Origin of the sequence: Shewanella sp. 10B, assembly GCF_023475885.1 — a bacterium.
Classification (GTDB): domain Bacteria; phylum Pseudomonadota; class Gammaproteobacteria; order Enterobacterales; family Shewanellaceae; genus Shewanella; species Shewanella mangrovisoli.
The window spans coordinates 647,787-673,012 of sequence record NZ_JAMDJO010000001.1; the positions used below are offsets into that span (position 1 = coordinate 647,787).

Annotated in this window: 23 protein-coding genes; 12 read left to right on the forward strand and 11 right to left on the reverse strand. The window is 47.6% G+C overall.

What is annotated here, in order from left to right; genetic code table 11:
• The first annotated feature begins 165 nt into the window (after positions 1–165).
• The 3 genes from M0415_RS02700 (at position 166) to M0415_RS02710 (ending at position 5,983) form a co-directional block, all read left to right on the forward strand.
• Positions 166–1,368, forward strand: a complete 1,203-nt coding sequence (locus M0415_RS02700; RefSeq protein WP_088213065.1) for an exonuclease SbcCD subunit D — start codon at positions 166–168, stop codon at positions 1,366–1,368.
• Positions 1,365–4,421, forward strand: a complete 3,057-nt coding sequence (locus M0415_RS02705; protein ID WP_249555776.1) for an SbcC/MukB-like Walker B domain-containing protein — start codon at positions 1,365–1,367, stop codon at positions 4,419–4,421. Before M0415_RS02700 ends, M0415_RS02705 begins: the two co-directional genes overlap by 4 nt.
• Before the next feature lie 266 nt (positions 4,422–4,687).
• Complete coding sequence (locus M0415_RS02710; protein ID WP_086902587.1) at positions 4,688–5,983, forward strand: peptidoglycan DD-metalloendopeptidase family protein; 1,296 nt, start codon at positions 4,688–4,690, stop codon at positions 5,981–5,983.
• Between the two features lie 352 nt (positions 5,984–6,335).
• On the opposite strand, the gene M0415_RS02715 is transcribed toward M0415_RS02710, so the two are convergent.
• The 4 genes from M0415_RS02715 to M0415_RS02730 all read right to left on the reverse strand — a co-directional run bounded on the left by M0415_RS02715 (position 6,336) and on the right by M0415_RS02730 (position 9,373).
• Positions 6,336–6,794: a hypothetical protein gene (locus tag M0415_RS02715; protein ID WP_249555775.1), complete on the reverse strand. Its 459-nt coding sequence runs from the start codon at positions 6,792–6,794 to the stop codon at positions 6,336–6,338.
• Positions 6,795–6,920: 126 nt separating this feature from the next.
• Positions 6,921–7,430 (reverse strand): M48 family metallopeptidase, encoded by a 510-nt coding sequence (locus tag M0415_RS02720; protein WP_023267805.1) that lies wholly within the window; start codon positions 7,428–7,430, stop codon positions 6,921–6,923.
• A gap of 57 nt (positions 7,431–7,487) precedes the next feature.
• Positions 7,488–7,925, reverse strand: coding sequence for a DUF3010 family protein (locus M0415_RS02725; protein WP_088213060.1), 438 nt, complete (start codon positions 7,923–7,925; stop codon positions 7,488–7,490).
• Positions 7,926–8,023: 98 nt separating this feature from the next.
• The gene (locus tag M0415_RS02730; RefSeq protein ID WP_249555774.1) at positions 8,024–9,373 is read right to left on the reverse strand and encodes a DEAD/DEAH box helicase; all 1,350 of its coding nucleotides are present in this window, start codon (positions 9,371–9,373) and stop codon (positions 8,024–8,026) included.
• Between the two features lie 300 nt (positions 9,374–9,673).
• On the opposite strand from M0415_RS02730, the gene rssA reads away from it, so the two are divergent.
• The 7 genes from rssA (at position 9,674) to M0415_RS02765 (ending at position 16,844) form a co-directional block, all read left to right on the forward strand.
• Positions 9,674–10,621, forward strand: a complete 948-nt coding sequence (gene rssA, locus M0415_RS02735) for a patatin-like phospholipase RssA (protein WP_086902591.1) — start codon at positions 9,674–9,676, stop codon at positions 10,619–10,621.
• A gap of 164 nt (positions 10,622–10,785) precedes the next feature.
• On the forward strand, positions 10,786–11,481 hold the full coding sequence (locus M0415_RS02740; RefSeq protein WP_249555773.1) for a hypothetical protein: 696 nt from the start codon (positions 10,786–10,788) through the stop codon (positions 11,479–11,481).
• Positions 11,482–11,818: 337 nt separating this feature from the next.
• Entirely contained in the window at positions 11,819–13,936 is a 2,118-nt protein-coding gene (gene nrdD, locus M0415_RS02745; RefSeq protein WP_249555772.1) for an anaerobic ribonucleoside-triphosphate reductase, read from the forward strand.
• Between the two features lie 105 nt (positions 13,937–14,041).
• Complete coding sequence (gene nrdG / locus M0415_RS02750; protein WP_086902593.1) at positions 14,042–14,503, forward strand: anaerobic ribonucleoside-triphosphate reductase-activating protein; 462 nt, start codon at positions 14,042–14,044, stop codon at positions 14,501–14,503.
• Between the two features lie 125 nt (positions 14,504–14,628).
• Positions 14,629–14,985 (forward strand): YibL family ribosome-associated protein, encoded by a 357-nt coding sequence (locus M0415_RS02755; protein WP_011717500.1) that lies wholly within the window; start codon positions 14,629–14,631, stop codon positions 14,983–14,985.
• Positions 14,986–15,248: 263 nt separating this feature from the next.
• A complete protein-coding gene (ribA, locus tag M0415_RS02760; protein WP_023267813.1) occupies positions 15,249–15,860 on the forward strand; it encodes a GTP cyclohydrolase II in 612 nt (203 codons plus the stop codon).
• Between the two features lie 114 nt (positions 15,861–15,974).
• Positions 15,975–16,844 carry a hypothetical protein gene (locus M0415_RS02765; protein WP_249555771.1) on the forward strand — a complete coding sequence of 290 codons (870 nt, stop codon included), beginning with the start codon at positions 15,975–15,977 and terminating at the stop codon, positions 16,842–16,844.
• A gap of 67 nt (positions 16,845–16,911) precedes the next feature.
• Here M0415_RS02765 and M0415_RS02770 read toward each other — a convergent pair whose 3' ends face one another.
• Positions 16,912–17,373 carry a hypothetical protein gene (locus M0415_RS02770; RefSeq protein ID WP_086902595.1) on the reverse strand — a complete coding sequence of 154 codons (462 nt, stop codon included), beginning with the start codon at positions 17,371–17,373 and terminating at the stop codon, positions 16,912–16,914.
• A gap of 311 nt (positions 17,374–17,684) precedes the next feature.
• Here M0415_RS02770 and M0415_RS02775 point away from each other — a divergent pair, with 311 nt between their 5' ends.
• Complete coding sequence (locus M0415_RS02775) at positions 17,685–18,827, forward strand: PQQ-dependent sugar dehydrogenase (protein WP_249555770.1); 1,143 nt, start codon at positions 17,685–17,687, stop codon at positions 18,825–18,827.
• Between the two features lie 131 nt (positions 18,828–18,958).
• Here M0415_RS02775 and M0415_RS02780 read toward each other — a convergent pair whose 3' ends face one another.
• From M0415_RS02780 to M0415_RS02795, 4 genes are all read right to left on the reverse strand, one after another.
• Entirely contained in the window at positions 18,959–19,327 is a 369-nt protein-coding gene (locus tag M0415_RS02780; protein WP_011717495.1) for a VF530 family protein, read from the reverse strand.
• A 138-nt stretch (positions 19,328–19,465) separates the two neighbouring features.
• Positions 19,466–20,914: a carbon starvation CstA family protein gene (locus M0415_RS02785; protein WP_086902597.1), complete on the reverse strand. Its 1,449-nt coding sequence runs from the start codon at positions 20,912–20,914 to the stop codon at positions 19,466–19,468.
• A 195-nt stretch (positions 20,915–21,109) separates the two neighbouring features.
• The gene (btsR, locus tag M0415_RS02790; RefSeq protein WP_011717493.1) at positions 21,110–21,820 is read right to left on the reverse strand and encodes a two-component system response regulator BtsR; all 711 of its coding nucleotides are present in this window, start codon (positions 21,818–21,820) and stop codon (positions 21,110–21,112) included.
• Positions 21,817–23,499, reverse strand: coding sequence for a sensor histidine kinase (locus M0415_RS02795; protein WP_249555769.1), 1,683 nt, complete (start codon positions 23,497–23,499; stop codon positions 21,817–21,819). The genes btsR and M0415_RS02795 overlap by 4 nt, the downstream gene beginning before the upstream one ends.
• Positions 23,500–23,627: 128 nt before the next feature.
• On the opposite strand from M0415_RS02795, the gene M0415_RS02800 reads away from it, so the two are divergent.
• On the forward strand, positions 23,628–23,879 hold the full coding sequence (locus M0415_RS02800) for a YecH family metal-binding protein (RefSeq protein ID WP_249555767.1): 252 nt from the start codon (positions 23,628–23,630) through the stop codon (positions 23,877–23,879).
• A 280-nt stretch (positions 23,880–24,159) separates the two neighbouring features.
• On the opposite strand, the gene M0415_RS02805 is transcribed toward M0415_RS02800, so the two are convergent.
• Both M0415_RS02805 and M0415_RS02810 read right to left on the reverse strand, forming a co-directional pair.
• Positions 24,160–24,501 (reverse strand): hypothetical protein, encoded by a 342-nt coding sequence (locus M0415_RS02805; protein WP_011717490.1) that lies wholly within the window; start codon positions 24,499–24,501, stop codon positions 24,160–24,162.
• Positions 24,488–25,156: an AAA family ATPase gene (locus M0415_RS02810; protein WP_086902600.1), complete on the reverse strand. Its 669-nt coding sequence runs from the start codon at positions 25,154–25,156 to the stop codon at positions 24,488–24,490. The genes M0415_RS02805 and M0415_RS02810 overlap by 14 nt, the downstream gene beginning before the upstream one ends.
• Positions 25,157–25,226 lie beyond the last annotated feature (70 nt).

Consider the following 25,226-nt stretch of genomic DNA (forward strand, 5'->3'; position numbering starts at 1 on the left):
TCGCTATACTCCGCAGCAATGTTTAGGATAACCTAGCATTTTTAAAGCGTTTTTAGGATCAATAGACTGTGTTATTGCCAAGCGTTTGCACCGGAAACTTCACAAGTTAAACGGTAAGCACCCACGCGATAGAATCGGCTTAGTATCCATTAAGGTTTAGCAACGATGAGATTTATCCATACCTCTGACTGGCACATTGGCCGCCAGTTACACAATCAATCACTTTTAGAAGACCAAGCCTACGTGCTTGATCAAATTGTGGCATTGGCAAAGCAGCACTCTGTCGATGTGGTGATTATTGCCGGGGATATTTACGATAGGTCGATTCCACCTGCCAGCGCCGTGGCTTTGCTCGATGAGGTGCTTAATCGCCTCATCACCGAGTTGGGATTACAAGTGTTGATGATTGCCGGTAACCACGACGGGCACGAACGCTTAGGCTTTGCGGCCAAACAAATGGCGGCAAGTGGTTTGCACATTATTGGGCCACTACAGGCTGATTTAACGCCGATCCGCTTAACTAGCTCAAGTGGCGATGCTTACTTTTATCCGCTGCCTTACGCCGAACCAGCAACTGTGCGCCAAGTATTTGAGGCGGATGCTAAGGGGCTCAGTATATCCAGCCATGAAGAGGCGATGGCGCTACTGTTAGAACAAGTCCGCTCCCACGATAGCCAAGGGTTACCTAAAGTCGTTGTTAGTCATTGCTTTTTAGATGGTGGCAGTGAGTCAGAATCTGAGCGGCCATTGAGTATTGGTGGCGCCGATAAAATTTCCCCACGGCTGTTTAGTGAGTTTGACTATGTTGCCCTCGGCCACTTACACGGACCGCAATATAAAGGTAGCGAGCATGTACGTTATTCTGGCTCGATTTTGAAATACTCCTTTAGCGAACAGCATCAACACAAGTCAGTCACTTTAGTGGATGTTGCTGCGCAAACTCCAGCGCAGATCCAACTCTTGCCCTTAACGGCGCTGCGCGATGTGCGGATTATCGAAGGGGAATTGGCGCATTTGTTAGAGGTAGGGAAAACCGATGCTAAGCGTGAGGATTATCTGATGGTTAGACTCCTCGATAAACACGCCATTTTAGATGCCATGGGCAAACTGCGTAGTGTCTATCCCAATGTGCTGCATCTAGAACGCACAGGATTAATGGCGGGCGAACAGGCCGTCGCACTCAATCGTGACCATATCAAAAAAGGCGAAATGGCCATGTTCCGTGATTTTTTCAGCCAAGTCTCTGGCGAGGCGCTGAGTGATGCGCAGCAAGCGGTTATGGATGAGATTTTAACTAAGCTTCATAGGGATGAAGGGGATAGCGTTGGATCTACTCGCGTTGCAGCAAAAGGGGACCAATCCGCATGAAGCCACTCACGCTGTCAATGTCGGCCTTTGGCCCCTTCGCCTCGATTCAAACCATTGATTTTACCGAACTGGGGGATAACCCCTTATTCCTGATCAACGGGCCAACTGGTGCGGGCAAGACTACATTGCTCGACGGAATTTGTTTTGCGCTCTACGGCAAAACCACTGGTAACGAGCGCGAAGGCAGTCAGATGCGCTGCGATATGGCCGATGATAACTTGCTTACCGAGGTGACTTTTAGTTTTCAATTAGGCTGTACGAGTTATCGTATTCGCCGCGTCCCCGAGCAGGAAAGATTAAAGAAAAGCGGTGATGGCTCAACGGTACAAAAGAGTGAGGCTCAGCTGTATAAGATTGCCCCAGACGGCAGTGAAACCCTTATCGTCGCCAGTAAAGTATCAGACGCCACGGCCGAAATCGAGGCATTAACCGGCCTAGATGTAGAGCAGTTCCGCCAAGTGATGGTGCTGCCGCAGGGGAAATTTCGCGAATTGCTGATGGCCGACTCTAAGGCGCGTGAGCAGATTTTTAGCCAATTATTCCAAACCCATATCTATAAGCGCATCGAAGATACTCTAAAGGCTAAGGCGGCGGATATTCGTGCCTTAGTGAAAGAGCAGCGCGCCCGCCGTGACGGTATTTTGCAAACGGCAGCACTCACATCCGATGATGAACTTGCCGCTGAGTTTAGTCGCATTGAACCCGAATTCGCGGCAGCGACGGTAGCAAAAGAGCAAAGCGTTGCGGCGCATTTGGCGGCATTAAAACAGCGTGATAGCGCGCAGCAACTCTTTGCGGAATTTACTCGCTTAGAGGAATTGCAGGCTGAGGCGCTTCGTCTTAATGAGCAGCAAGCGCATATTGCAACCCAAACGACACGGCTTGAGGTGGCCAAGCAAGCACTGCGGGTAAAACCCTTATTAGATAATGCCTTGTCGCGGGAGCAAGAAGCGAGTGTTGCAGCCGCTCAGCGCGATAGCGCGCAGTCGACGCTCGATGCCGCCAAGCTCGCCCTCACTCATGCAGAAACTGCGGCGCAGGAAATTATTCCCCTCGAACATAAGCTGCGTGAGGTTGAGCAGCAACACAGTCATCTCAGTGCGTTAGTGCCGCAGCTGGCAGAGTTTGCTAGCCTGGAACAAGCTTTAACGCAGGCAAAAGAGATACTGCAACACACCAAGCTGCAGGGGCAGGAGAGTAAAACTGCACTTGCCACCTTAGTTGAGCAGCGCAGTCATTGTGAGAATCAATTGCCAGCCTTGCAATCGCAAAGTGAGCAGCAACTTGCCACTGCGCAGGCGCTGCAACAGCACCGTCATATGCTCGAGCAGTTCAAGCAGTGGCAGCAGATCTGTGCCAAAGTCGCGCACACTCAAGGGATTCTTGAGCAGGTCGGCTCACAAGGAAAAGTACTTAATACCCAATATCAAGCAGCTTCAACGGCTTACAAGTCTTTGCAGCTGAAGTGGTTTCAAGGTCAGGCAGCCATTTTAGCTAGAGAGTTAAAACCCCATGAACCATGCCCGGTTTGTGGCAGTTCGGCCCATCCTCATCCCGCGGTGAGTCATGAGGATTTACCAACGGATCTACAATTGCAGGCGGCGCAGGATGCCGAGGCCTTGGCGCTCGATAATCTCAATAAAGCGCGGGCAGAATATCGTGGGCTGCAAAAGCAATTAGAAGCACAGCAACAGCAGGCGAATGATCTGGCAACAGCTCTTGGTGATAAGGTTGAGTTGTCACTCGAATCCCATAGCCAAACCTTAGAAAGGCTCATGCAGCAAGCGAAGCAGGCCGACGCAGCGGCGCAAGCGCTGCAGCAGTTACAGCAACAGATCAAAACCTTGCAGCAGCAAGAGTCGACTTTGACGCAGCAACTGGAAATTGAGCGTGAGCGTTACCGTGAGCAAGAAGGCAAAGTCGAGCGGCTATCGGGTCAATTTGCGGAAAAAGCGCTGAGGATCCCAGAAGAATACCGAACACTGGAGGTATTGAATCAAGCGATTGCGAATAACCAGCAACAACTCGAACAGATAAAGCGTCAGATTGATGCATTGAGAACCGCGCAGCAGCAGGCAACGCAGCAGAGTGTCGCGGCGCAAACGGCATTATCGGCGGCAATGGAGCGTTGTCATGCTACGGCAGATCTGCAGGCGCAAGCACAGCAGACACTACTGACGGCGCTCGATAACGCAGGCTTTATTGATAGGGATGCATTGCGCGAAGCCTTGTTAACCGATGAGCAAATGCAGACGCTGGCTGAGGGCATAGAAACCTATCACAGACAGTGCGCCTTAAATCAGTCGCAATTGACTCAGCTTACAACCAAGTTGAGCGAGTCGACATCACCCGATCTTGACGCCTTAGAGGCCTTGCTCACTGAGCGACTCGCGCAGCTTAAAACGGCGGAAGAGGTATGGAGCCAACTCAATACTCGGCTCACCCTGCTTAACAATACCCAAACTCAGCTGGCGGTGGTCGATCAAAAGGCCAAATCCCTCGAGGATGAATACGCAGTGATTGGCACCTTGGCCGATGTTGCCAATGGTAATACGGGCAACAAAATTTCCCTGCAACGCTTTGTGCTCAGCGTACTGCTCGACGATGTGTTGCTTGCGGCAACGCAGAGGCTGCATTTAATGAGTAAAGGGCGCTACCGATTATTGCGCAAAGAGGACAGGGCGAAGGGCAATAAGGCCTCAGGGCTAGAGCTTGAAGTCGAGGATGCGTACACCTCTAAAGTGCGTCCCGTGGCGACCTTAAGTGGTGGTGAGAGTTTTATGGCAGCTTTGTCGATGGCCTTGGGCTTATCGGATGTGGTTCAAGCTTACGCGGGCGGCATAAAACTCGATACCTTATTTATCGACGAAGGCTTTGGCAGCCTAGATCAGGACTCCCTCGAACTTGCCATTCGCACGTTGATGGATTTGCAGTCGGCGGGGAGGATGATTGGGGTGATTTCCCATGTATCCGAAATGAAAGAACAGATAGGCACTCGAATTGATATCTTGAAAACCTCCCATGGGAGTGAAATCAAGGTGATTTTGCCTTAGTCTAACTTAAGCGGAGAAATGTTGGCTTAACACATTGTTTTTATTGATATGACAAACGAGATTTTGCGCTATTTAACATCTATATACAGAACACACAATCGGTTTAAAGTGCTAACTGACGCATGTTTTTAGTAAATAGTGCTATAAAAGTGCAAAATAGCGTTTGTCATAATCGGTTTTTTGGGATAAGTTGACAAAATTCGGGCTTCCCCCAGAGGGACTGGTTCAAAAATATAACGCAATAACGATAACAAAAGGTGAAAGCGTTGCAGACAGGTAAACCCAATTTGGCTAATTTTCCGCAAATTCGTTTGCAGAATTTATCTTCAGCCCACAAGAATATTCTCCTCGTTGGTGGTTTATTAATCGGTGCGGCGATGTTAATGCCGAATGCCAACCATGTGGTTCCTACTGCTCAACGTATTCCCGTCGCGCTCGATCTTGAGACGATTTTGCCACAGGTTTCTGAGCCTGTTGAAACAGCCCCAATTGTCGATAATACCCCTCATTTTGAACGTGTCATTGCTTCTGGCGATACCTTAAGTGCTTTATTTTCTAAAGCCGGTGTTGATCAGCAAACCATGTATAAAGTATTAGAAGCCGACTTAAACATTCTGGCGCTCGATACCTTATTACCCGGTAACCGTATCCAATTTTGGTTGGATAATGAAGGCCAACTGCAAAAGTTAGAGCTGTATTTTAACGCCGCACGCCAAGTGGTATTTACCCGTTATGAAGATGGCAGCTTTAACGTTGAAGAAATTAACGTTGAAGGTGTGTGGCAAAACCGTATTCTCACCGGCGATATTAAAGGCTCATTCTACGTTTCGGCGCAAAAAATGGGTTTAGCAGCGGCCGATATTCAGCGGATTGAAGATTTACTCAAAGAGAAAGTGAATTTTGCACGGGATTTACGTGCAGGTGATAAATTTTCTGTTTTGGTAAATGATCAATATGTTGAGGGCGAAGCAACGGGAAGCAGTCAAATATTAGGAGTGAGCATTAAAACGGGCCGCTCCGAAATTAGTGCATTCCAACATACCGATGGCAGTTATTACGATGCTAAAGGCCAAAGCTTAGTGCGTGCCTTCCAACGTATTCCGTTAGCCAAACAACCACGCATGAGTTCTCGTTTTAACCCGACGCGTAAACATCCTATTACTGGCCGTATTTCACCCCACAACGGTACCGACTTTTCAGTGCCTATTGGTACTAAAGTTATTGCCCCTGGCGATGGTGTCGTAAGCTTAGTCACCGATCACCAATTCGCGGGTAAATATATTGTGATTGAACACGGTGGTAAGTACCGTACACGCTATTTACACCTTTCTAAGGCGTTAGTGCGTAAAGGTCAACGCGTCACCCGTGGCCAAGTGATTGCTTTATCAGGCAATACAGGACGTTCTACTGGTCCACATTTACATTATGAATTCCACGTTAACGGCAAGCCAGTGGACCCAATGAGAGCCGATATCCCGATGGCAAGCCAATTAGCGAATCAAGAATTACGTACCTTCACTAATATAGTGAAGAGCCGCCAAGCGTTAATGAATTTAGGCTAAGCCATTCATTAATCTGAGCGAACCGAATATAAAAACGCCGATGAATCTGATGTCATCGGCGTTTTTATTTGCGCTGCGTTTAGTATAACCGCTGGAAAGCGCGGTATTCATCAACATACAAGCTTAATAGGGTTGGTATTGGGACGAATACGGATTGAGCTTTACTGCTTTAATAAGTGATGGATAGAGTGAAGTAGGCCGAATTAACACGTATATACACAACTGAAAGGATAAAAGTAGATATCGGCTTATAGATGTGTCAGTGCCGAAATTAGCGAGTCACATGGCTTGCGCTAGCTAGCTTGTATTGAGTTTGATGGATTACGGCTAATAAGTCGTTAACTCAAATGAATTAACTGGCCTGACGTTTCTGTATTGCCTTTAACGCACATTTACACAGACGACCTTTTAAAGCTGGGCAGCCTCCGCAGGGGGATTTTTTAAAGGGACGAAGTGCAAAACTGCGTTCAGTGGGTAATGGACGTATACGCTTAATTACGGCGGATGCTAAAAATTTAGCATCATTCGCGGGACTAAAATGGGCTTTAGCTAATTTAAGTTGTTTTTTGCGGGCGGTCTTATCGAGGGTTTGGATATGCTGTTTTGCCAGATATTCGGACAATAATTGGCTTAAGTGTTTACGCTGCTGTTTTTTATTTTGTGCATGAGTCGCATGCATTATTGGTGTATTTGCCGAATAAAGGTTTTGCAATTCAACAAGACGATTGGATTTTGTCTGCTGCTTTTGCAGTTTTTTGGCCTGTTTGTTACACCATTTTTCTAGCTTTTTACCAATCTTTTGCTTTTTCATACGACTTTTTACACGACTGTAGTGCGGTAAAGGATAAGACGGATTCATTCTAAATGAAAATTATTATCAGTCAACTGTGCGTGATAAATCGATGAGTAAAATGCGAGCCTAGTCGAATAAGTTTGTTTAGTTTGAGTAGGGCGATTGATTAGCGTCGATACAGGTTAGCAGTAAACGCAGATCGAATTCGAATTGATGGTAATCGGGCTCCATATAAGTACACAACTTATAGAAAGCTTTATTATGATCCTTCTCTTTTAGGTGGGCGAGTTCGTGTACAACCACCATTCTGAGCAAGGGTTCGGGGACGCGCTTTAAACGTGAAGAGATACGGATTTCGTTCTTAGCCTTGATTTTATTCCCTTGCACTCTGGAGACGTAAGAATGTAAGCCAAGTGCATGATGACTCATGTTAATTTTGTCATCGAAGATCACTTTAGATAGGGGAGAGGATTGGCGTAAAAACTGATTTTTTATCCCTTGGGTATAGTCATAGAGGGCTTTGTCGCTGCGGATCTCGTGGACTGTGGGATGACGGCGCAGCAAAACATCCGCAAGCTTGCCACCTTCGAGTAGCTGTTGAACTTGCCGTTGGATATCCGGGCTATAACCGCTTAAATATTTTAAGGTTTGCATTGTTTTGAGCTGTGGGAAAACGAGCTTAGCGCTACAGCCGCGCTAAGCTCATAGGCTTTAAGCTTTACCGAAGATACGGCGATTTTGCTGAGCGTAGGCGGCCTCAAAGGCAGGTTGTTGGACGCGCTTGAGATCTAAGCTGTCAAAATCAACTTGAGGCGGATTACGCTTGTTTTGTTCCTTGATCGCAACAGGCGATAATAAGGTCACCGGCAGATCGCCGAGCTGAATTGCGGCTTCGAGTTTAAAGCTGGTGGCAGAGCCTGCCAGTTTGCCTTTTTGCTCGCGCTCGATAATGACGATTTCATCGACCTTATAATCTTCCATTAACTTATGGAAAGCGAAGTGAAATTCACGGATAGTTTCCGCTGAGGCTGATTGAGCGACGCTAAAAGACACTTTACGGCAGCTTGGTACGTTGAAGGTTTCACCTTCGTAGCTCAGCAGACTGATAATGGCTTCGCCGCCTTTTAATTCAACACCACAAATTCGCATGTTACACCTTTAAATATCAACATTTCTTACATATGGCAGGAGCATATTCCCACCCGTAATGTCGAGAGTCTGCACTATGGACTCTCGCGAGTAAATCATTAACGCTCGTCGTCATGATCCTGCAGCAATGGCACCGCAGGTTTTTTACGCATAGGCGCATCACCCACATCAACCCCAGTGATAAAGCGTTTGTCACGGGAGGCGGCCGTTTTAACCGTTTTTGACTTGGTTTTCGCTTTGGCTTTTGTACCAGCCTTAGCGACCGCTTTAGTTGCGGCGGTCTTTGGCTTGTCTTTTAAACCACTAAATTTAGCTTCGAGGCCCTGAATGGCACTGATCTCAAAGGTCTTTCTGAGGAAGAGTTGTACTTTCTTAAAGTTATCCCAATCCTTAGGGCCAACGAGGGAGATTGCATCACCTTTTGCGCCCGCGCGGCCGGTACGACCGATACGGTGGACATATTCTTCGGCAAATTTGGGCATGTCGAAGTTAATGACGAGGGAGACATTGAGTAAGTCTAAGCCACGGGATGCCACATCTGTGGTCACCAGAATCTGCTGCTGACCGCGGGCAAATTGATCCATGATTTGATTACGGGCCGCCTGCTTCAGCTCGCCGCTTAACGCCGCGGTGGCAAAACCCTGCACCGAGAGTTTGTTGGCTAAGCGCTCGGTATCGGCGCGGGTGGCAGTAAAAATAATCACTTGCTTGTGGGTTTCGTCACTGAGCAAACGCGTGAGCAGGGCTTCTTTGTGATCTAAATGATCACACAGATAAATCCGTTGGGTAATGTCCTGATGCTCAGTGTGGGCTGCACCAATCGCCACATGTGATGGATTTTTGAGTAATGCCGCGGCAATCTCATTGATTTCACTGTGATCTAAGGTGGCCGAAAACATTAAGGTTTGACGGCGCTTATGATCTGCAGCGGCGTTAATGGCTTTTAATTGCGGCGCAAAACCCAGATCCAGCATACGGTCGGCTTCATCGAGGACAAGCAGTTCTAATCCATTGAGGAAGAGGTTTTTTTGTTCTAAATGATCGGCGATGCGTCCCGGCGTTGCCACGATAAAATGTGGCTCTTTTGCCAGAGCTTTAGCTTGATCGTTAAAGTTTTCACCGCCCAACACGCTAATGGCTTTGTATTGAGTGTTGGCAACCAGCAAACGTAGCTGGCTATACACTTGGTGGGCCAATTCGCGGGTTGGTAATAAAATCAGTACTCTAGGATCGCGCTTGGTTAAGGCGCGGGTGGAGATAACCCTTTGCATCGCTGGCAACAAAAAAGCTAAGGTCTTACCTGAGCCTGTCTTTGATGACGCCATTAAATCTTTACCTGCCAATGCGATAGGCAGTGCTTGTTCCTGGATGGCGGTTGGGGTCGCAATCCCCATATGCTTTAAGCTTTGTAACAGACGCTGGTCCAGAGAAAAATCAGTAAACTGCAAAGGTATATCCCCTAAATCTAAGTGAGGGCAGATTATAGCCTTAAATCACTATGCTCAGCTATCTTGATTGGTCATTATCTTACTGGATCCGTTAAATCGCCGCAGATAAGGCTAGTCACCATTGGTTCTTCACTCTCGTCATCAGAACCGTTCCTTAGGCTCGTTAGGTAGGCTGGTTGTTCAATTGCTCTTAATGCCACCCATTACTTGAGTTAACGAATAATCAGCCATTAATCATTGACAGTGTTCAGAGCGGAACTTAGCTTATTCAAATCATTGAGTTGTTAAGGGACACATATTATGGGCAAGGGGACAAAACCCACCATTGGCATCGCGCTTGGAAGCGGAGCCGCCAAGGGTTGGGCTCACATCGGTGTACTCAATGGCCTTGCCGCCATGGGAGTCAAACCCGATAAAGTGGCCGGATGTTCAATCGGCGCGCTCGTCGGGGCGGCCTATGCCCATAATCATTTGACCGAGCTTGAGGAGTGGGTGCGCAGTTTTTCGAGCTGGGATGTCCTCGGGTTAATGGATATTCGTTGGCGTAAGGGCGGTTTGATCGGCGGCGAGAAAGTCTTCGATGTGCTGCAATCGCGCATCGGTGATATCAATATTGAAGAGCTCGAGCGACCCTTTGCAGCAATCGCGACTGACTTGTATTCTGGGCAAGAAATTTGGTTTCGCCATGGCGATTTACGCCAAGCTGTGCGCGCCTCTTGCTCAATGCCGGGGATATTAGCCCCCGTTCGTCAAGGAGATCGTTGGTTAGTCGATGGCGCTGTGGTGAACCCTGTGCCTGTGTCAGTGAGCCGCGCGATGGGCGTCGATATTGTGATTGCCGTGGATTTGCACGGGTTTCATTCGGGGCGGCTGCAGGTATTGCCCGTCAATATGACCAGCCATAAGGCGCCGAAGGAAGAAGCCGAAATGCCCGCGCGCCAAGAAACCGGCTTTATGGATTTATTTGCTCGGGGGCGGGAGTATGTCAGCAGTTTAACCGACAAGTTTTCCCTCGGCACTAAATCTAACCCTGGCATGATTGCGGTGATGTCTCAATCGATGGGGATTTTAGAGCAGCGTCATAAACGGGCGCGTTTGATGGGAGATCCGCCCGATGTCTTGGTTGTGCCCGAAGTCGCTAATATCGGCACCATGGAATTTCACCGTGCCGACGAGGCTATTGCGGCGGGGGAGGCGGCTGTCGCTAAAGTGGCGCACTTGATTGAAGCCGCGATTTGGAAAGGCTAAGTTGTGAGGATATTTAGGGCGTGTTGACGTTTCGAGATTAAATTTTGTTCGTTCTGGCAAGCACGTGATCGCGAAACGAATAATACTTTAGGCAAGTGACTGTTTGATTGGCTTATTTTTTGCTTTATCCCCATCACACAGTGTTAGATGCCGAATTATTGACGATGAATCCTCTTTTAAATGCCTTAAATCTGAACCGTAGCAGTGTTGCCGATGCCTATGGCCTGAACAGCAAGAAGACGGACACGAGTAAGACAGACACAAGTAAGACTGACGCCAGAACGGATGCCAACTCATCCACCAAGGATACGCCTAAAACTGAAGCGAAACCGAGTGATGAGATTGCCTTGTCACCCCGTGCGCTTAGGGCACAAAAAATCCAAGCCATGTCGAAGGACTTTTTTGCCGATGGCCAGTTTAGTGTGTCAGATATTCCGGCCCTAGTGTCTCGGCTGCAAAAGGACGGCATTTTGTCCGATGCACAGGTTGAACGACTGTCACAAAACGGCATTAATTTGCCGAGCCAAAAGCCGAGCAAGCAATCTCTGCAGGACTTTATCGACGACGAGTTAAAGTCCTTAGCGGAAAAGTCACCCAACAGTCCGATGATCAACACCTTAGTCGATGCTAAGAATGTATTGTCGAATATGGATGATGCGCAATCCCCTGTGCTGGCACAAAAAGCCATCAAGGTATTTGGCCAGTTAACCGATTATCTAAATAGCAATCCAACAATGAGCGATAACCAAAAGCAGTTATGGCAGGGGCTTAAATCGACCATGCAAGTGGCTTCCTCTATGGGGATGCAGCAATCGGCATCGGGGCAACTGAGTAGTTATCTTGCTTTAGCCAAGCGTTAACCCTGTCTGAGTGCAAACCTAAGCTAAGGGCAAACGCCGAGCTACGGACTTCTTTTATTCCAAGGACTTTGGCTTTCGGGTCAAGGTCCTTTGTCGTGATTAGCGTGCATTTTTAGCGTCCGCTATCCTGCTTTATGGCCAAGGTCAAGGCTTAATACTGAGATCATTGGGCTTGGCTACAGTTCTTCTTTGTTCTTTTTATCCATCCGATAAATCATGATCTGGATCATGGAATTTTAGGTGTTAATGCCGCTTAATTGCCTAGATATTGTGTTTGTTGATTATCTGAACACTATATGTAGTGTTAATTTTAATCGGAATGGAGAGGAACTGAACAATGCCAGTCGTGATCAAGCGGGATGGTTGCCGCACACCTTTTGATGAAACAAGGATAAGAGATGCAGTGATAGCGGCTGCAAACTCGGTTGGGATAGAGGATGCTGACTATGCCGCGGCGGTTGCCGCCTGTGTGAGGGAGCGAGTGGCGAATCTGGCAGAAGTCGAGATCCACCATTTACAGGATGCGGTTGAAAATCTCTTGATGGAAGGCCCTTACAAATCCTTGGCCCGGGTCTATATCGAGTACCGCCATGACAGAGATATTTGCCGCGATGCCACCAGTAAACTCAATCTCGAAATCCGTGGTTTAGTCGAGCAGAGCAATGCCGCGCTGTTAAATGAAAACGCTAATAAAGACTCTAAAGTGATCCCAACCCAGCGGGATTTACTCGCGGGTATCGTCGCGAAACATTACGCCAAGAGCCATATTCTGCCTAAGGATGTGGTGGCCGCCCATGAACTTGGTGAAATCCATTACCACGATCTCGATTATTCGCCGTTTTTCCCGATGTTTAACTGCATGTTGATTGATTTGGCGGGCATGTTGACCCACGGTTTTAAGATGGGCAACGCCGAAATTGAGACCCCAAAATCCATCTCCACCGCTACGGCGGTAACGGCGCAGATTATTGCCCAAGTGGCGAGCCATATTTATGGCGGCACCACGATTAACCGTATCGATGAAGTGCTCGCGCCTTTTGTGGCGAAGAGCTATGACAAACACTATCAAGTGGCGCTCAACTGGCAGATTAAAGATGCCAAGGCCTATGCGACGGCACTTACCGAAAAAGAATGTCATGATGCTTTCCAATCCCTTGAATATGAAGTGAATACCTTACATACCGCCAATGGACAAACGCCCTTTGTGACCTTTGGTTTTGGTCTTGGTACTTCGTGGGAATCGCGTTTAATTCAGCAATCCATGCTGAAAGTACGAATGACGGGCCTAGGTAAAAATCGTAAGACTGCTGTGTTCCCTAAACTGGTGTTTGCGATTCGTGATGGCATTAACCACAAGGCCGGTGATTGCAACTACGATGTCAAACAAATGGCCCTAAAATGCGCCAGCATGCGCATGTATCCGGATATTTTGAACTACGAGCAAGTGGAAAAGGTCACGGGATCATTTAAAACCCCAATGGGCTGTCGCAGCTTTTTAGGCTCCTATAAAGAAAATGGCGAACTGGTCCATGAAGGGCGCAATAACCTTGGGGTGGTGAGCTTAAACTTGCCCCGTGTAGCCCTAGAGGCCAATGGCGATGAAGCTGAATTCTATCGCATTTTAGATGAGCGTTTACTGCTCGCCCGCCGCGCATTAGACACCCGCATCGAACGCTTAAATGGCGTTAAAGCCAGAGTTGCGCCGATTCTGTATATGGAAGGCGCCTGTGGTGTGCGCCTGCGCGCCGATGATGATATCGCCCAAATCTTTAAAAATGGTCGGGCATCGATTTCATTAGGCTATATCGGTTTACATGAAACCATCAATGCGCTCTATGGCACTGAAACCCATGTGTTTGATGATGCCAAGCTGCGTGAAAAAGCGGTGGCGATTGTCGCACACCTTAAAGCGGCTACCGATGCATGGAAGGCCGAAACCGGTTATGGCTTTAGTCTTTATAGCACCCCGAGTGAGAGCCTCTGCAGCCGTTTCTGCAAACTCGATGCGCGCCAATTCGGCGTGGTTGCGGGCGTAACCGATAAAGGTTATTACACCAATAGCTTCCACTTGGATGTGGAAAAGCGGGTGAATCCCTACGATAAAATTGATTTTGAGCAGCCATATCCTGCTATTGCCAATGGTGGCTTTATTTGCTACGGCGAATACCCCAATATGCAGCACAATATCGAAGCGCTCGAAAATGTGTGGGATTACAGCTATAGCCGCGTGCCTTACTACGGCACTAACACGCCGATTGATGAATGCTACGACTGCGGTTTTACCGGTGAGTTTAGTTGTACCAGTAAAGGCTTTACTTGTCCTAAATGTGGCAACCATGAGCCAAGCAGGGTATCTGTGACGCGTCGGGTATGCGGTTACTTAGGTAGCCCCGATGCCAGACCATTCAACCATGGCAAGCAAGAAGAAGTGAAACGCAGGATCAAACACTTGTAACACTTTTGCCTTGTTTGTTTTGTTACACTGGCACAGTCGCACTGGTGGCGACTGTGCTTTGATCTTTAGCCCCTAACCATATTGGGCTTTAGCGCGGACGCAGCAATGAACTATCACCAATATTATCCCGTTGACGTGGTGAACGGCCCCGGTACTCGGGTCACCCTATTTGTGTCAGGTTGTGAGCACCAATGCCGAGGTTGCTATAATCAAAGTACTTGGGATGTGCGCTCAGGCCATTTGTTTGATAAGGCAATGGAAGATACGCTTATTGCCGATCTACAGGATGAGCGCATTGTGCGCCGCGGCTTGTCACTCTCTGGGGGCGATCCACTCTTACCCGCCAACCTTGAGGGGATACTCGCGTTAGTGAAGCGGGTGAAAACCGAATGTCCAGGTAAAGATATTTGGCTGTGGACGGGTTATACCTGGGATGCGCTAACGGATAAGCAGCGGGCGGTACTGGAATATGTGGACGTGCTGGTGGATGGTAAATTCGAGCAGAGCCTTGCCGATCCGAGTTTGCCATACCGTGGCAGCAGCAATCAGGTGATCCGTTTCTTATAAAAGCGGTAACGAGGATCGCTAACTTGCTGTTATAATCCCACACCTTGACACAGTGACCCAGACATTCAGGCCCTAAATGGTGCAAATATCGACTGGGATTCACTTAAGTAATTTAAGGTAAAATGATGAATTTAAAGCAAGAACTGCAGCAGCTTAACGATAAGTTAGATAAGTTTCGTCGTAAACTGGCGGCAGCAGAGCAACGTGGCGATGCCGTTATTGTGGCGCAATTTAAACGCGAGATTGCGGCGGTCACTAAGCAAATCAATAGTGTAAAAACGCAGCAGTCGCGCCTTTTACAAAAGCAAGGTACAGATATTCAACACTTGCCATTCCATCGCGCCCTCACCAAAGCTGAGCAAGCCGACATGGGTCAACTGAAAAAGTCAGTCAAAGGCCTAGTGGTTGTGCATCCTATGACGGCATTAGGACGCGAAATGGGCTTAACCGAAGTCACAGGTTTTGCTCCAGCAAAGTTTTAAGTTTTATTGGCAAGTTATTCATTGAGTTGCAAAATAAGGCACATGCCTATTTTGCAGCGCCTTGAATGGTGGTTCGACAGATTGAGCTATACCCGTGATAGCGCCGCAGGTTTCGATTTATAGTTGATTAAATTACTAAAGTATTTCGTGATTATGGAAAACGCTTTAGAATAGGCGCTCAGTAGGCGAAGAGCCCAATCATCGTTTTGTTTATGGATGTTCCTTCCGTCTCATGGAATGAGAGTAGTCGTTAAGGTTAAGTCATGTCGATAAAATATGTCGCGACGTCAAAATTACCCACTCCTTGGGGCGTTTTTGCCATGCACGGTTTTGAAGATACCGAAACCGGTAAAGAGCATGTTGCCCTCACGTTTGGCACCCTAAGTAGCGATGCCCCCGTATTAGGCCGTATTCACTCTGAGTGTCTTACGGGCGATGCCTTGTTTAGCTTACGCTGTGACTGTGGCTTCCAGCTACAAACTGCGATGCAAAACATTGCCGAAACCGGCAGTGGATTTATCTTATATTTGCGCCAAGAAGGCCGCGGTATTGGTCTACTGAATAAGATCCGTGCCTATGAATTGCAGGATAAAGGTGCCAATACGGTTGAGGCGAATGAGCAATTAGGTTTCCCGGCGGACATGCGTAAATACGATATGATCCAACCTATGCTTGAACAAATTGGCGTGAAGCATGTACGCTTAATGACCAATAACCCTCGCAAAGTCAAAGCGATGAAAGAAATCGGCATCGAAGTGGTTGAACGTGTTCCCCTGCAAGTCGGTAAAAACCGCTACAATGAAGCTTACTTAAAGACTAAATCCACCGAACTTGGGCATATGATGTCTGAGTATCATTTTACGGATGAAGAGTAATCTTTAACCAAAGCGATAACCGATTAGGCTTAGCAAATCAGGATCTGTTTGCATAAATTGAAGACCATTTTTAGCCGGTTACTCGTTAAATGCTTTTCCTGTTCGGCGCTATCAATGGGGTGCGTCTTCCCACTGTTGGCGTCGACCGCTCCCATTGCAAGCCACACCCAACCGCAGGCTGCGCAGCTATCTCCGTCGTTTGCTCAAATGAGCCCCGAATCGCCGATTGATGGCCAAAATAATCCCAACTCTGTTTATGCCTTTGGCAGTTATCTTGGCACGGGTGTGTATCGGGCCGCCGATCAAAATGCCACTGTGGTGAGCATTCCCTTAAGCTTTGATTTCTTAAAGGACGAAAGTAGTCAAACTTGGCTGCGTCTACCCTTGTCCTTCGGTTTTTTTGACTACTTAGCCAAAGATATTACCGATGGTGAATTGCCTTCCTCGGTCGGCACTATGACCATGACACCCGGCATCGAACACCACTGGCAAGCAACGGTAAACACGCGGATGGAAGCCTATCTGGATGTGGGGTTTGGGACGAATTTCGATACCGATGCAAACGTGGCGATTTTAGCCTCGGGCGTGAGTAGCTTATATGATTTCAGCCTCGCGGGTGAAGACAGCGTTTGGGTGTCGAGGTTAAGGTTTGCGGGCTACAGTGAGCGGGTAGGGAAATTAACCGACCAATTTGCGGTATTGCAAACCGGGGTCGATATTGGCCTTTCACCCCGCTGGCAATGGTTGAATATTCAGATGCAGCCGAGAGTCTTTGCGGTTGGCTATTGGTATTTCAACGAGCTGGATTTTAGCCAAAATGCTGAAGATGAAACCATTGTTTCCGGCAGCTACGAATTTGGCGCGACACTCGCCTTTGCTAAGCCTTTGGGTGGTGAACTCCTCGGCATAGATAGAATTGGGATCAGTTATCGAACCGGTGATGGATTAAATATCTGGCGTTTATTATTTAGTTTCCCTATTTAGTTTGCTATTCAAATCAAGCGTTAGACGCGATATTTATGAGTAGTCGTTATAGTGGTTCATTTCGAGATTAACCTGCCGATTTCTTGGCTTCTCGCACTTTTTGCTCCATCAAACTAGTCATTTGACCGCTAAGCTGCATAATTTGATCCTGTAACAGCTTGCGCTGTTGAGCCGCAGCTTCTGAGTTATCACCCTTCAGCTTAGTGAGTTTTTCTTGCAAGTCTTTGATTTGTTCTTTGATACGCTTAATTTGCTCATCAATAATCGATGTGGGTTTCTCTTCCGTTTCCTTACTTTGTGACTGCTGCAGTTTGTCGGCGAATGCAGTTCTTAAGGTTGCACTAAGATCGTTGGCAAGCGCTTGCCTTCCCGCATTTGAAATATTCACGCTGGATTGTGTGTCTGACTGAGACTCTGTGCTCGCCGCCGTATCGGCTGGGGAAGTGACGGGTGGAATTGAAACATATGCCGTAGATACCGACTTAAAGGCGCCGCTGTTTGCGGTAGTATTTAATCCATTAATGTTCACGATAGATTCCTTTAGTACTTCAATGTGGTCGCTCAACTATGTTCAATAGCGTAACCAATGTGAGTGACACGTGTGCTTTATCAAGTTATCGGCTGATGGATAAAAAACTCAAGCAGATTTTTACCCTTATTTTGCAAAGGACGCGGTATGTGCGATTGAGAAAGGGCAAATTGGCAGTGAGTTATCTGTTACGGAAACTTCCTTGTTGGATTGACATGCTAAGTCAGGGGATTTGGTAATACGGAATATCTAAGGTAACGTAGGCCAATTAATTGTACGACAATAATTTTACCCTACTAGGATGCGAGTCAATGGATCATAAAAAACGCGCCGTACTACTCACAACAGCCAGTTTTAAGGCGGTTTCTCTCTTATCTCTCAGTGTCTTGAGTGGTATTTCTACGCCAGCAATAGCCAAGAATATCTTAGATAAACTGACGGTTGCCGAAGGTTTTAACGTAAGCCTATTCGCTGATGATGTTGAAAATGCGCGCGAAATTGCCGTATCCGATAAGGGCATCGTCTATGCGGGCTCAATGAAGGCGGGGAATGTTTATGCCCTAATCGACCGTAACCAAGACGGCGTTGCCGATGAGAAAATCCTCGTTGCCTCAGGACTTAAGCTACCTTCAGGTGTGGTCATCAAAGATGGCGATCTGTATGTCTCCGAAGTCGAGCGCATCATTCGATTCAAGGATATAGACAACAACTTAAACTCACCCAAATTTGAGGTGGTCTTCGATGGCTTTCCAAGTGAAACCCACCATGGTTGGAAAGTGTTAGGGGTTTCACCGACAGGCGAGTTAATCATTCCGGTGGGCGTGCCCTGCAATGTGTGCGCGGAGAATGAACGCTATGGGCGCATTTTCTCGCTTAATCTTGAGACCAAAAAATTAACGACGATTGCCCAAGGGGTTCGTAATTCCGTCGGGTTTGATTTTCAGCCTGGCACTCAAACCCTTTGGTTTAGCGATAATGGCCGCGACATGATGGGCGATGATATTCCTCCCTGCGAAATCAATAAGGTCAGTTACTTGGGTGAACATTTTGGCTTTCCTTATGTGCATGCAGGTACGATTCTTGACCCTGAGTTTGGCCAAGGTAAAGATCCTGCCAAATACACTGCACCGGCACTCTCCCTAGGGGCGCATGTTGCGCCGCTCGGCATTTATTTTTATTTGGGTAAACAGTTCCCTAGCGACTATCAACAGCAGTTATTTGTGGCCGAGCATGGTTCGTGGAATCGCACTAAGAAAGCGGGTTATAAAGTGGCCGTGGCAACGATTGAGCAAGGCAAGGTGGTGAAATACACCCCGTTTTTAACTGGCTTTATGCAGGATGAACAAACCTTCGGTCGCCCAGTGGCGTTTGCCGAATTGGCCGATGGCAGTTTACTCGTATCGGATGATTATGCGGGGGCGATTTACCGTGTGACTTATCCGCAGACAAAGTAGCCGATAGCTAAGGCTTAAACGTTAATCCGGCTGTTAAACCACTTAAAAAATAATGCGCGGGATAATCGAGTGAATTATCCCGCGCATTTTTGTCTGTTCTTGTGAATGCGCTTTTGAATATTCTCGCGAAATTAGTCGCGCTTGCCCCAGATATGGCTATTGATCTGGCCATCCGTTGCAGTTGTCGATGCGGCTGCATTCGTCTGAGCAGGTTTTTGTGCGGGTTTTGCAGGCTTCTTGGCCGCTGCTTTCGCCGGAGCGTTAGATGATTTTGCGCCTGGCAGTGGTAGTTTATTGGTTTTTAAATACAAATATTCCACTTTTTCCCGCGCCCAGTCGGTTTTTCTTAAAAAGCGCAGACTCGATTTGATACTCGGATCTTCGGTAAAACAACGGATTTTGATGCGCGCGCCGAGTTCTTCCCAACCATAGTGTTCCACCAGTTGGGTGACTATGGCTTCGAGTGTGATGCCGTGTAATGGGTTATTTGATTGAGTCATCTTGAATAAACTGCCGTGAACAATGGCGGGATTATACCAGCATTATGGGCTTAGGCTTAAGGCGATGGATAAAAAAACGGACACTGATGAGTGTCCGTTCAATTTGAGTCGCGATATTTCTAGTGGTTTTGCTAGAAATTAGGCTTCATCCGGTAATTCGCCTTCGCTATCGACTTCGCCTTTTCCTTTGGTTTTCACAATCAATAACGCAGTGATAACTAAGGTTGAAATGCTTCCTGCGATGGTCGACAGGGTCATAGGCAAACCTGCGCCTAAGGTTGCTGAATTGAGCAGGAAAGTGATAACCACGGTAGTCATAAACATCGCTGGAATAGTGGTGATCCAGTGCAGTTTATTGTGACGTAGTAGGTAAGCAGAGGCTGTCCAGAGCATTAATACTGCGGTCGCTTGGTTAGCCACACCGAAGTAGCGCCAGATCACGCCGAAGTCGACTTGAGTCAATAAACCACCAATCACAAACAATGGGATGGCCAAGACTAAACGTTTTGGTAGGGCAACCTGTGGCATTTTAAAGAACTCAGCCAAGATCAAACGGGCAGAGCGGAAAGCGGTGTCGCCTGAGGTAATGGGTAGAATGATTACCCCAAGGATGGCCATAAAGCCACCGACAGCACCTAATAGACCGGTAGAGGCTTCGTATACTACGTTTGCAGGGTTGCCCGCCATGCCAGTGCTTAATCCTTCAACACCGTGGAAGTAAGACAGCGCAATCGCACACCAGAGCAGGGCGATAATACCTTCACCGATCATGGCGCCAAAGAACACGAAACGGCCGTTCTTTTCGTTTTCAACACAACGTGCCATCAGCGGCGATTGTGTAGCGTGGAAGCCTGAAATCGCACCACAAGCAATGGTGATAAACAGTGCAGGCCACAGTGGCATGTCTTTAGGGTTTAAGTTTTGGAAGAAGTCACCCGCTTGCACATTGGGCAGCAGTGTATGTTCGCTCGATAATATGATCGCAAAGGCTAAACCAAAGGACATAAAGAACAGCAGCGCGCCAAAGAAGGGATACAGGCGGCCGATAATTTTATCGACAGGTACCACAGTAGCAATCAGGTAGTAAATGAAGATAATCGCAACGAAAATGCTGACATCCCAACCCGTTAGCTTGCCTAACAGACCCGCTGGCGCAGAGATAAACACCACACCCACAAGTAACAGCAGGATAATGGCAAACACGTTCATAAAGTGTTTGGCGCTCTTACCTAAGTATTTACCCGCAAGGTTTGGCACAGATTGGCCGCCGTTACGGACCGACAGCATACCCGAGAAGTAATCGTGCACCGCACCGGCAAAAATACAACCGATCACAATCCACAGCATGGCCGCTGGACCGTAAAGCGCACCTAGGATTGGGCCGAAGATTGGGCCCACACCTGCGATATTCAATAATTGGATTAAGTAGACTTTGCCTTTGGACATAGGCACATAGTCTACGCCGTCGGTTTGGCTAAAAGCCGGTGTTTGACGTTTTTCGTTGATACCAAATACCTTTTCAACAAAGGTACCGTAGATAAAGTAACCGCCGATCAATAGACCGACGCAGAGTAGGAACCACATCATTTTAGTTATCTCCCCATTTTGAGTTGTGCAGAGTGTAAACAAGTTGTTTACACAAAACAGCGCTAACTGGGTGAGAGGTCGATAATGCTGACTCAGCGGCAATAGAATGGGGCGAGCGGTTGCATACGTATGTCATTCATAAGTATTAACCGTCCCGAGCGGTTAGGAGATGAGCATAAGCGGTTAATAATCGGACTATTGGAAGCCAAACAATTGCTTAAGGCTTTTGAGGTAGCGGCGGGATACGGGCACTTTGTCGCCAAGCAGGGTGGTGACTTCGGCACCGGTATCGAGCAGTTCTATCTCAGCAATGGCCTTGGGCGAAATGAGATATTGGCGATGACAACGCACCAGCGGCGTTTTTTCCTCTAACACCTTCAGGGTGAGCTGGGTGTGGACCTTGCCTTTGGTACAGGCTACATGAATACCGCTTAAATCGCTAAACACATATTCAACATCTTGAATGGGGATGACTTTTAACTTACTGCCGCTGTAACAGGGCAAATGCTCCAACGTCGATGGCGCAATCAGGTTCACTGCTTGTGGCGTCAGATCCTTACGCACTCGTTTCAAGGTTTGGCTAAGACGTTCGGCATCTATGGGTTTGAGTAGATAATCAAAGGCATGATTATCAAAGGCTTTGACTGCAAACTCATCAAATGCGGTCACAAACACGATTTTCGGCAAAGTGTCGGGGTCGAGCATGGCTATCAACTCCATGCCTGAAATCCGCGGCATTTGAATGTCGAGAAAAATCAATTGAGGTTTTTCTTTGGCAATGGTTTGCAGCGCCTCAATCGCATTGGAGCATTGGCCGATAATCTCAATATCAGCTTCTTGACCGAGCAGATCGGCCAGTTCCTCGCGGGCAAACAATTCATCGTCGACAATTAAACAAGTGATCACGTGCTGGTTTCCGTCTGTTCTATGGGTAAGCGGATGGTGACTTTGGTGTACTCATCCGGTTCGCATTCCACCTGAATGCCATACTGCTCGCCAAACAGGTTTTGGATCCGTTTATGGACTAAGTTCATGCCGAGCCCTTCAGAACCCATAATGGGTTGATAAAGCCCAGCATTATCAGTGACTTCTAAAACTAATACCTGTTCATCCATCCGGCCCGTCACCTTGATTTGCCCTTGCTCAATCATATGGGAGGTGCCGTGTTTGACGGCATTTTCAATAATCGGTTGCAGGGTAAATGCAGGCACTTTGCAGTGATAGAGTGATTCAGGGATAGCGATATTGACCTGTAATTTATCAATAAATCGGGCTTTCTCAATGGTGAGATAGGAGGCGATGTGATCGAGCTCATCCCCGAGCGTTACTAAACCCGTGGTACGCTTTAAATTAATCCGCAAAAACTGCGATAACTGCTGTAGCAGTTGCTTCGACATATCGGGGTCGCGCTTAATAATCGCACTGATGGTATTGAGTGCGTTGAATAAAAAATGGGGATTCACTTGAGCTTGCAGCAATTTGAGTTCGGCTTGGGTCAGCAGATTTTGCTGCTGTTCAAAGCGGCCATAGAGGATCTGGTTCGACAATAGCCGCGCAATCCCTTCGCCTAAGGTGCGGTTAATGTTCAAGAACAGTTTATTTTTAGGCTCGTATAACTTGATGGTGCCAATGACTTCAGTGTCGCTGCGAAGTGGGATCACTAGGCTCGAACCGAGTTTACACTGGCTCGAAATCGAGCAGGAATAGGGCATTTCTACCCCATCGGCGAACATCACCTTGTTCTGGTTAATGGCCTCAAGGGTTATTTTTGAGGAAATCGGCGTGCCGGGAATATGATGGTCGGCGCCTATGCCGATAAAAGCTAAGAGTTTTTCGCGGTCGGTAATGGCCACCGCGCCGACATTGGTTTCTTGGATCACAATTTGCGCAACCTTACCGCTACTCTCTTCATTAAAGCCCTTGGAGAGTAAGCCCACGCTGCGCTCGGCAATCTTGAGTGCCTTGGTCGAGAAGCTGGAGGATAGCTTATCGAACATGGTTTTTTGGTCACGGATCATGCTCATAAACAGCGCCGCACCGATGGAGTTAACCAAGAGCATCGGCGGTGCAATCTGTCGAACTAATTCCCAGGCATCATCGAAGGGGCGGGCGATCAGTAGAATAATGCTCATCTGCATCATTTCGGCGTAAAAGGTTACTAGGCAAACTAACAGTGGATTGTAGATAAGCTCGCTCTTGCCCGCACGGCGCAGGTAAAAACTGATCATGCCCGCTGACAGGCCTTCGAGGGTAGTTGAAATGGCGCAGGCTAAATCGGTAAAACCACCCATGCTGTAGCGGTGCAAACCACCCGTGATACCAACTAAAAATCCCGTGACAGGCCCGCCGAGTAAACCACCTAATACGGCGCCCATCGCGCGAGTATTGGCAATGGCGCCCGAGGTTTGCTCGCCAAAATAAGTCGCCATGATACAAAAGCTTGAAAAGATGAGGTAAATAAAAATTTTGTGCGGTAGGCGTGGCGCGGTTTCGGCAAACAGTTTAAAGAGTGGCGTTTTACTGACCAAATACACTATCACTAAGTAGAGTGACATCTGTTGAGTCAGGAGCAAGATCAAGGACATAGTGGCTCACTTTATCGTCATTGCAGTTGGCACAGGCATTGAAATCGGCAGTATGTGCGCAAGATCAGGGTTAAAATTCAACAGTTCGGATATAAAGCTTAATCTTTTTTACATCTTTTGGAGAGAATATGTCAGATTCTGTTCACGGTCATGACGTTATGGCGCTGATGGTAGCGCAAGAAAATCCGCTTTTAAAGCCTGAGTTTATCGCCTTGATGGCACAAACCTTTGGTAACAATGCACGTTACCACACTTGCAGCGCCGATAATCTGCAGGCGGAAGAGCTGATTAGCCTATTACTGCGCAAAGGAAAAATGCTGGAATCGGAGCAAGGGTTGACTCTGGTGGCTGGGCGGCAGTGCAATCATTCACACCACTAAGATGATTGAAAGTACTCTTGTTAATCGAAGCCTAGCTAATCGAAGCTTAGGCAATAGAAGTTGAAGCAAATTGTAGTCTAGGTTCATATGAGCCTAAGTGAATCGACATCCGTCGGCATAGCATCACAAGTTCAGAGCCATTGGCCGCATTAGGTTGCGGCCAATTAAATCTCCCGAAAGCGCAATTTATAGAGGTTTACATTGCGGCAGTTTTATTGCAGAAAACTTAAGCCGTTATCACTCACCGATAACCGCTAATATCAATGCATAAAGAGTCGAGTTAACCCTCATTTTTCTTACTTTTATTGACTACTTTGAGTTGTTCCTCAGCCGTTCTGTGGCTGAACTCATCAATCAAAATCCGCAGCAGCCGCGATTTAGCAATCTTGGTTTCCTTTGCCAGGCCATCGAGCTGGGAAATACTGGTTTCGGTTAAGGTAAAAGTGGCGTGGCGGTAAATCTTGGCGGACTTTTTATCTAATCCCTTTGGCTCGACTGTGGGGATGTTAAGAATACTCGCCTTGCCAAGAGCATAGTTATTGGCATCTTCAATAAAATCATCAACAGAAACCGACTTGATGACTTGTTTGGGTTTCTTACGTTTAAGATCAGTTAAGCTCATAACTATTTTCTGGAGGTAAGGTGAACAGCTCATCCACAATTGCGCGGATTTCGTCGGCCGCTTTTCCATCGGGCTCAATTTCCATCACAGACGATCCTTTTTCCTCACTGTCATCGTAAATATTGCGGCAGAACGTCACCGAATTAAGCACGCGTAACCCGAAGGATTGCACCACTTCTTTGGCCTCTAAAATACGTTTAACCTGTGTGGGCAACGCGGGACATTGGGTGAGCACTATGGTGGCCACCATTTTGGGGTTAACCATCTTACAGGTGCTGAGCATGTCTTCCATATGGGGCAAGGTTTTTAGATCGCGACGCTTAGGTCTTAGGGGGATCACCACGTAAGTGGCCACCGACATCGCGGCGCGCATCGCAAGGTTATCTTGGCCACCACAGTCGACAATCACATAGTCAAAACGCTCGTTGAGACTGAGCAAATCATTGCGAATTTTGCCGTAGAGTTGAATACAGTTAATAGCAGGGAGGCTAGGGTCGTTGTTTCGGGCTTGGATCCAATCGGATGTGGTACGTTGTGGGTCACAGTCGACCATCAGCACATTGGCGTCAAATTTCTGTTTTATATACACCGCCAGATTTTGTGCGAGGCAACTCTTGCCACTACCACCTTTTTCACCACCCACCAGCAATATCATAGCTATGTCCCCTGTACGAATAGTTCAACTAATTCAGTGTAGAACAGCTCAATCGACCCTGCGTAGCTGG

Bases quoted from the DNA above. Each gene is read 5' to 3' on its own strand.
- M0415_RS02700 (WP_088213065.1), top strand. From the start codon at position 166: ATGAGATTTATCCATACCTCTGACTGGCACATTGGCCGCCAGTTACAC.
- M0415_RS02705 (WP_249555776.1), top strand. From the start codon at position 1,365: ATGAAGCCACTCACGCTGTCAATGTCGGCCTTTGGCCCCTTCGCCTCG.
- M0415_RS02715 (WP_249555775.1), bottom strand. From the start codon at position 6,794: ATGAAAAAGCAAAAGATTGGTAAAAAGCTAGAAAAATGGTGTAACAAA.
- M0415_RS02720 (WP_023267805.1), bottom strand. From the start codon at position 7,430: ATGCAAACCTTAAAATATTTAAGCGGTTATAGCCCGGATATCCAACGG.
- M0415_RS02725 (WP_088213060.1), bottom strand. From the start codon at position 7,925: ATGCGAATTTGTGGTGTTGAATTAAAAGGCGGCGAAGCCATTATCAGT.
- rssA (WP_086902591.1), top strand. From the start codon at position 9,674: ATGGGCAAGGGGACAAAACCCACCATTGGCATCGCGCTTGGAAGCGGA.
- M0415_RS02740 (WP_249555773.1), top strand. From the start codon at position 10,786: ATGAATCCTCTTTTAAATGCCTTAAATCTGAACCGTAGCAGTGTTGCC.
- nrdD (WP_249555772.1), top strand. From the start codon at position 11,819: ATGCCAGTCGTGATCAAGCGGGATGGTTGCCGCACACCTTTTGATGAA.
- nrdG (WP_086902593.1), top strand. From the start codon at position 14,042: ATGAACTATCACCAATATTATCCCGTTGACGTGGTGAACGGCCCCGGT.
- M0415_RS02755 (WP_011717500.1), top strand. From the start codon at position 14,629: ATGAATTTAAAGCAAGAACTGCAGCAGCTTAACGATAAGTTAGATAAG.
- ribA (WP_023267813.1), top strand. From the start codon at position 15,249: ATGTCGATAAAATATGTCGCGACGTCAAAATTACCCACTCCTTGGGGC.
- M0415_RS02765 (WP_249555771.1), top strand. From the start codon at position 15,975: ATGGGGTGCGTCTTCCCACTGTTGGCGTCGACCGCTCCCATTGCAAGC.
- M0415_RS02775 (WP_249555770.1), top strand. From the start codon at position 17,685: ATGGATCATAAAAAACGCGCCGTACTACTCACAACAGCCAGTTTTAAG.
- M0415_RS02780 (WP_011717495.1), bottom strand. From the start codon at position 19,327: ATGACTCAATCAAATAACCCATTACACGGCATCACACTCGAAGCCATA.
- M0415_RS02785 (WP_086902597.1), bottom strand. From the start codon at position 20,914: ATGATGTGGTTCCTACTCTGCGTCGGTCTATTGATCGGCGGTTACTTT.
- M0415_RS02795 (WP_249555769.1), bottom strand. From the start codon at position 23,499: ATGTCCTTGATCTTGCTCCTGACTCAACAGATGTCACTCTACTTAGTG.
- M0415_RS02800 (WP_249555767.1), top strand. From the start codon at position 23,628: ATGTCAGATTCTGTTCACGGTCATGACGTTATGGCGCTGATGGTAGCG.
- M0415_RS02805 (WP_011717490.1), bottom strand. From the start codon at position 24,501: ATGAGCTTAACTGATCTTAAACGTAAGAAACCCAAACAAGTCATCAAG.
- M0415_RS02810 (WP_086902600.1), bottom strand. From the start codon at position 25,156: ATGATATTGCTGGTGGGTGGTGAAAAAGGTGGTAGTGGCAAGAGTTGC.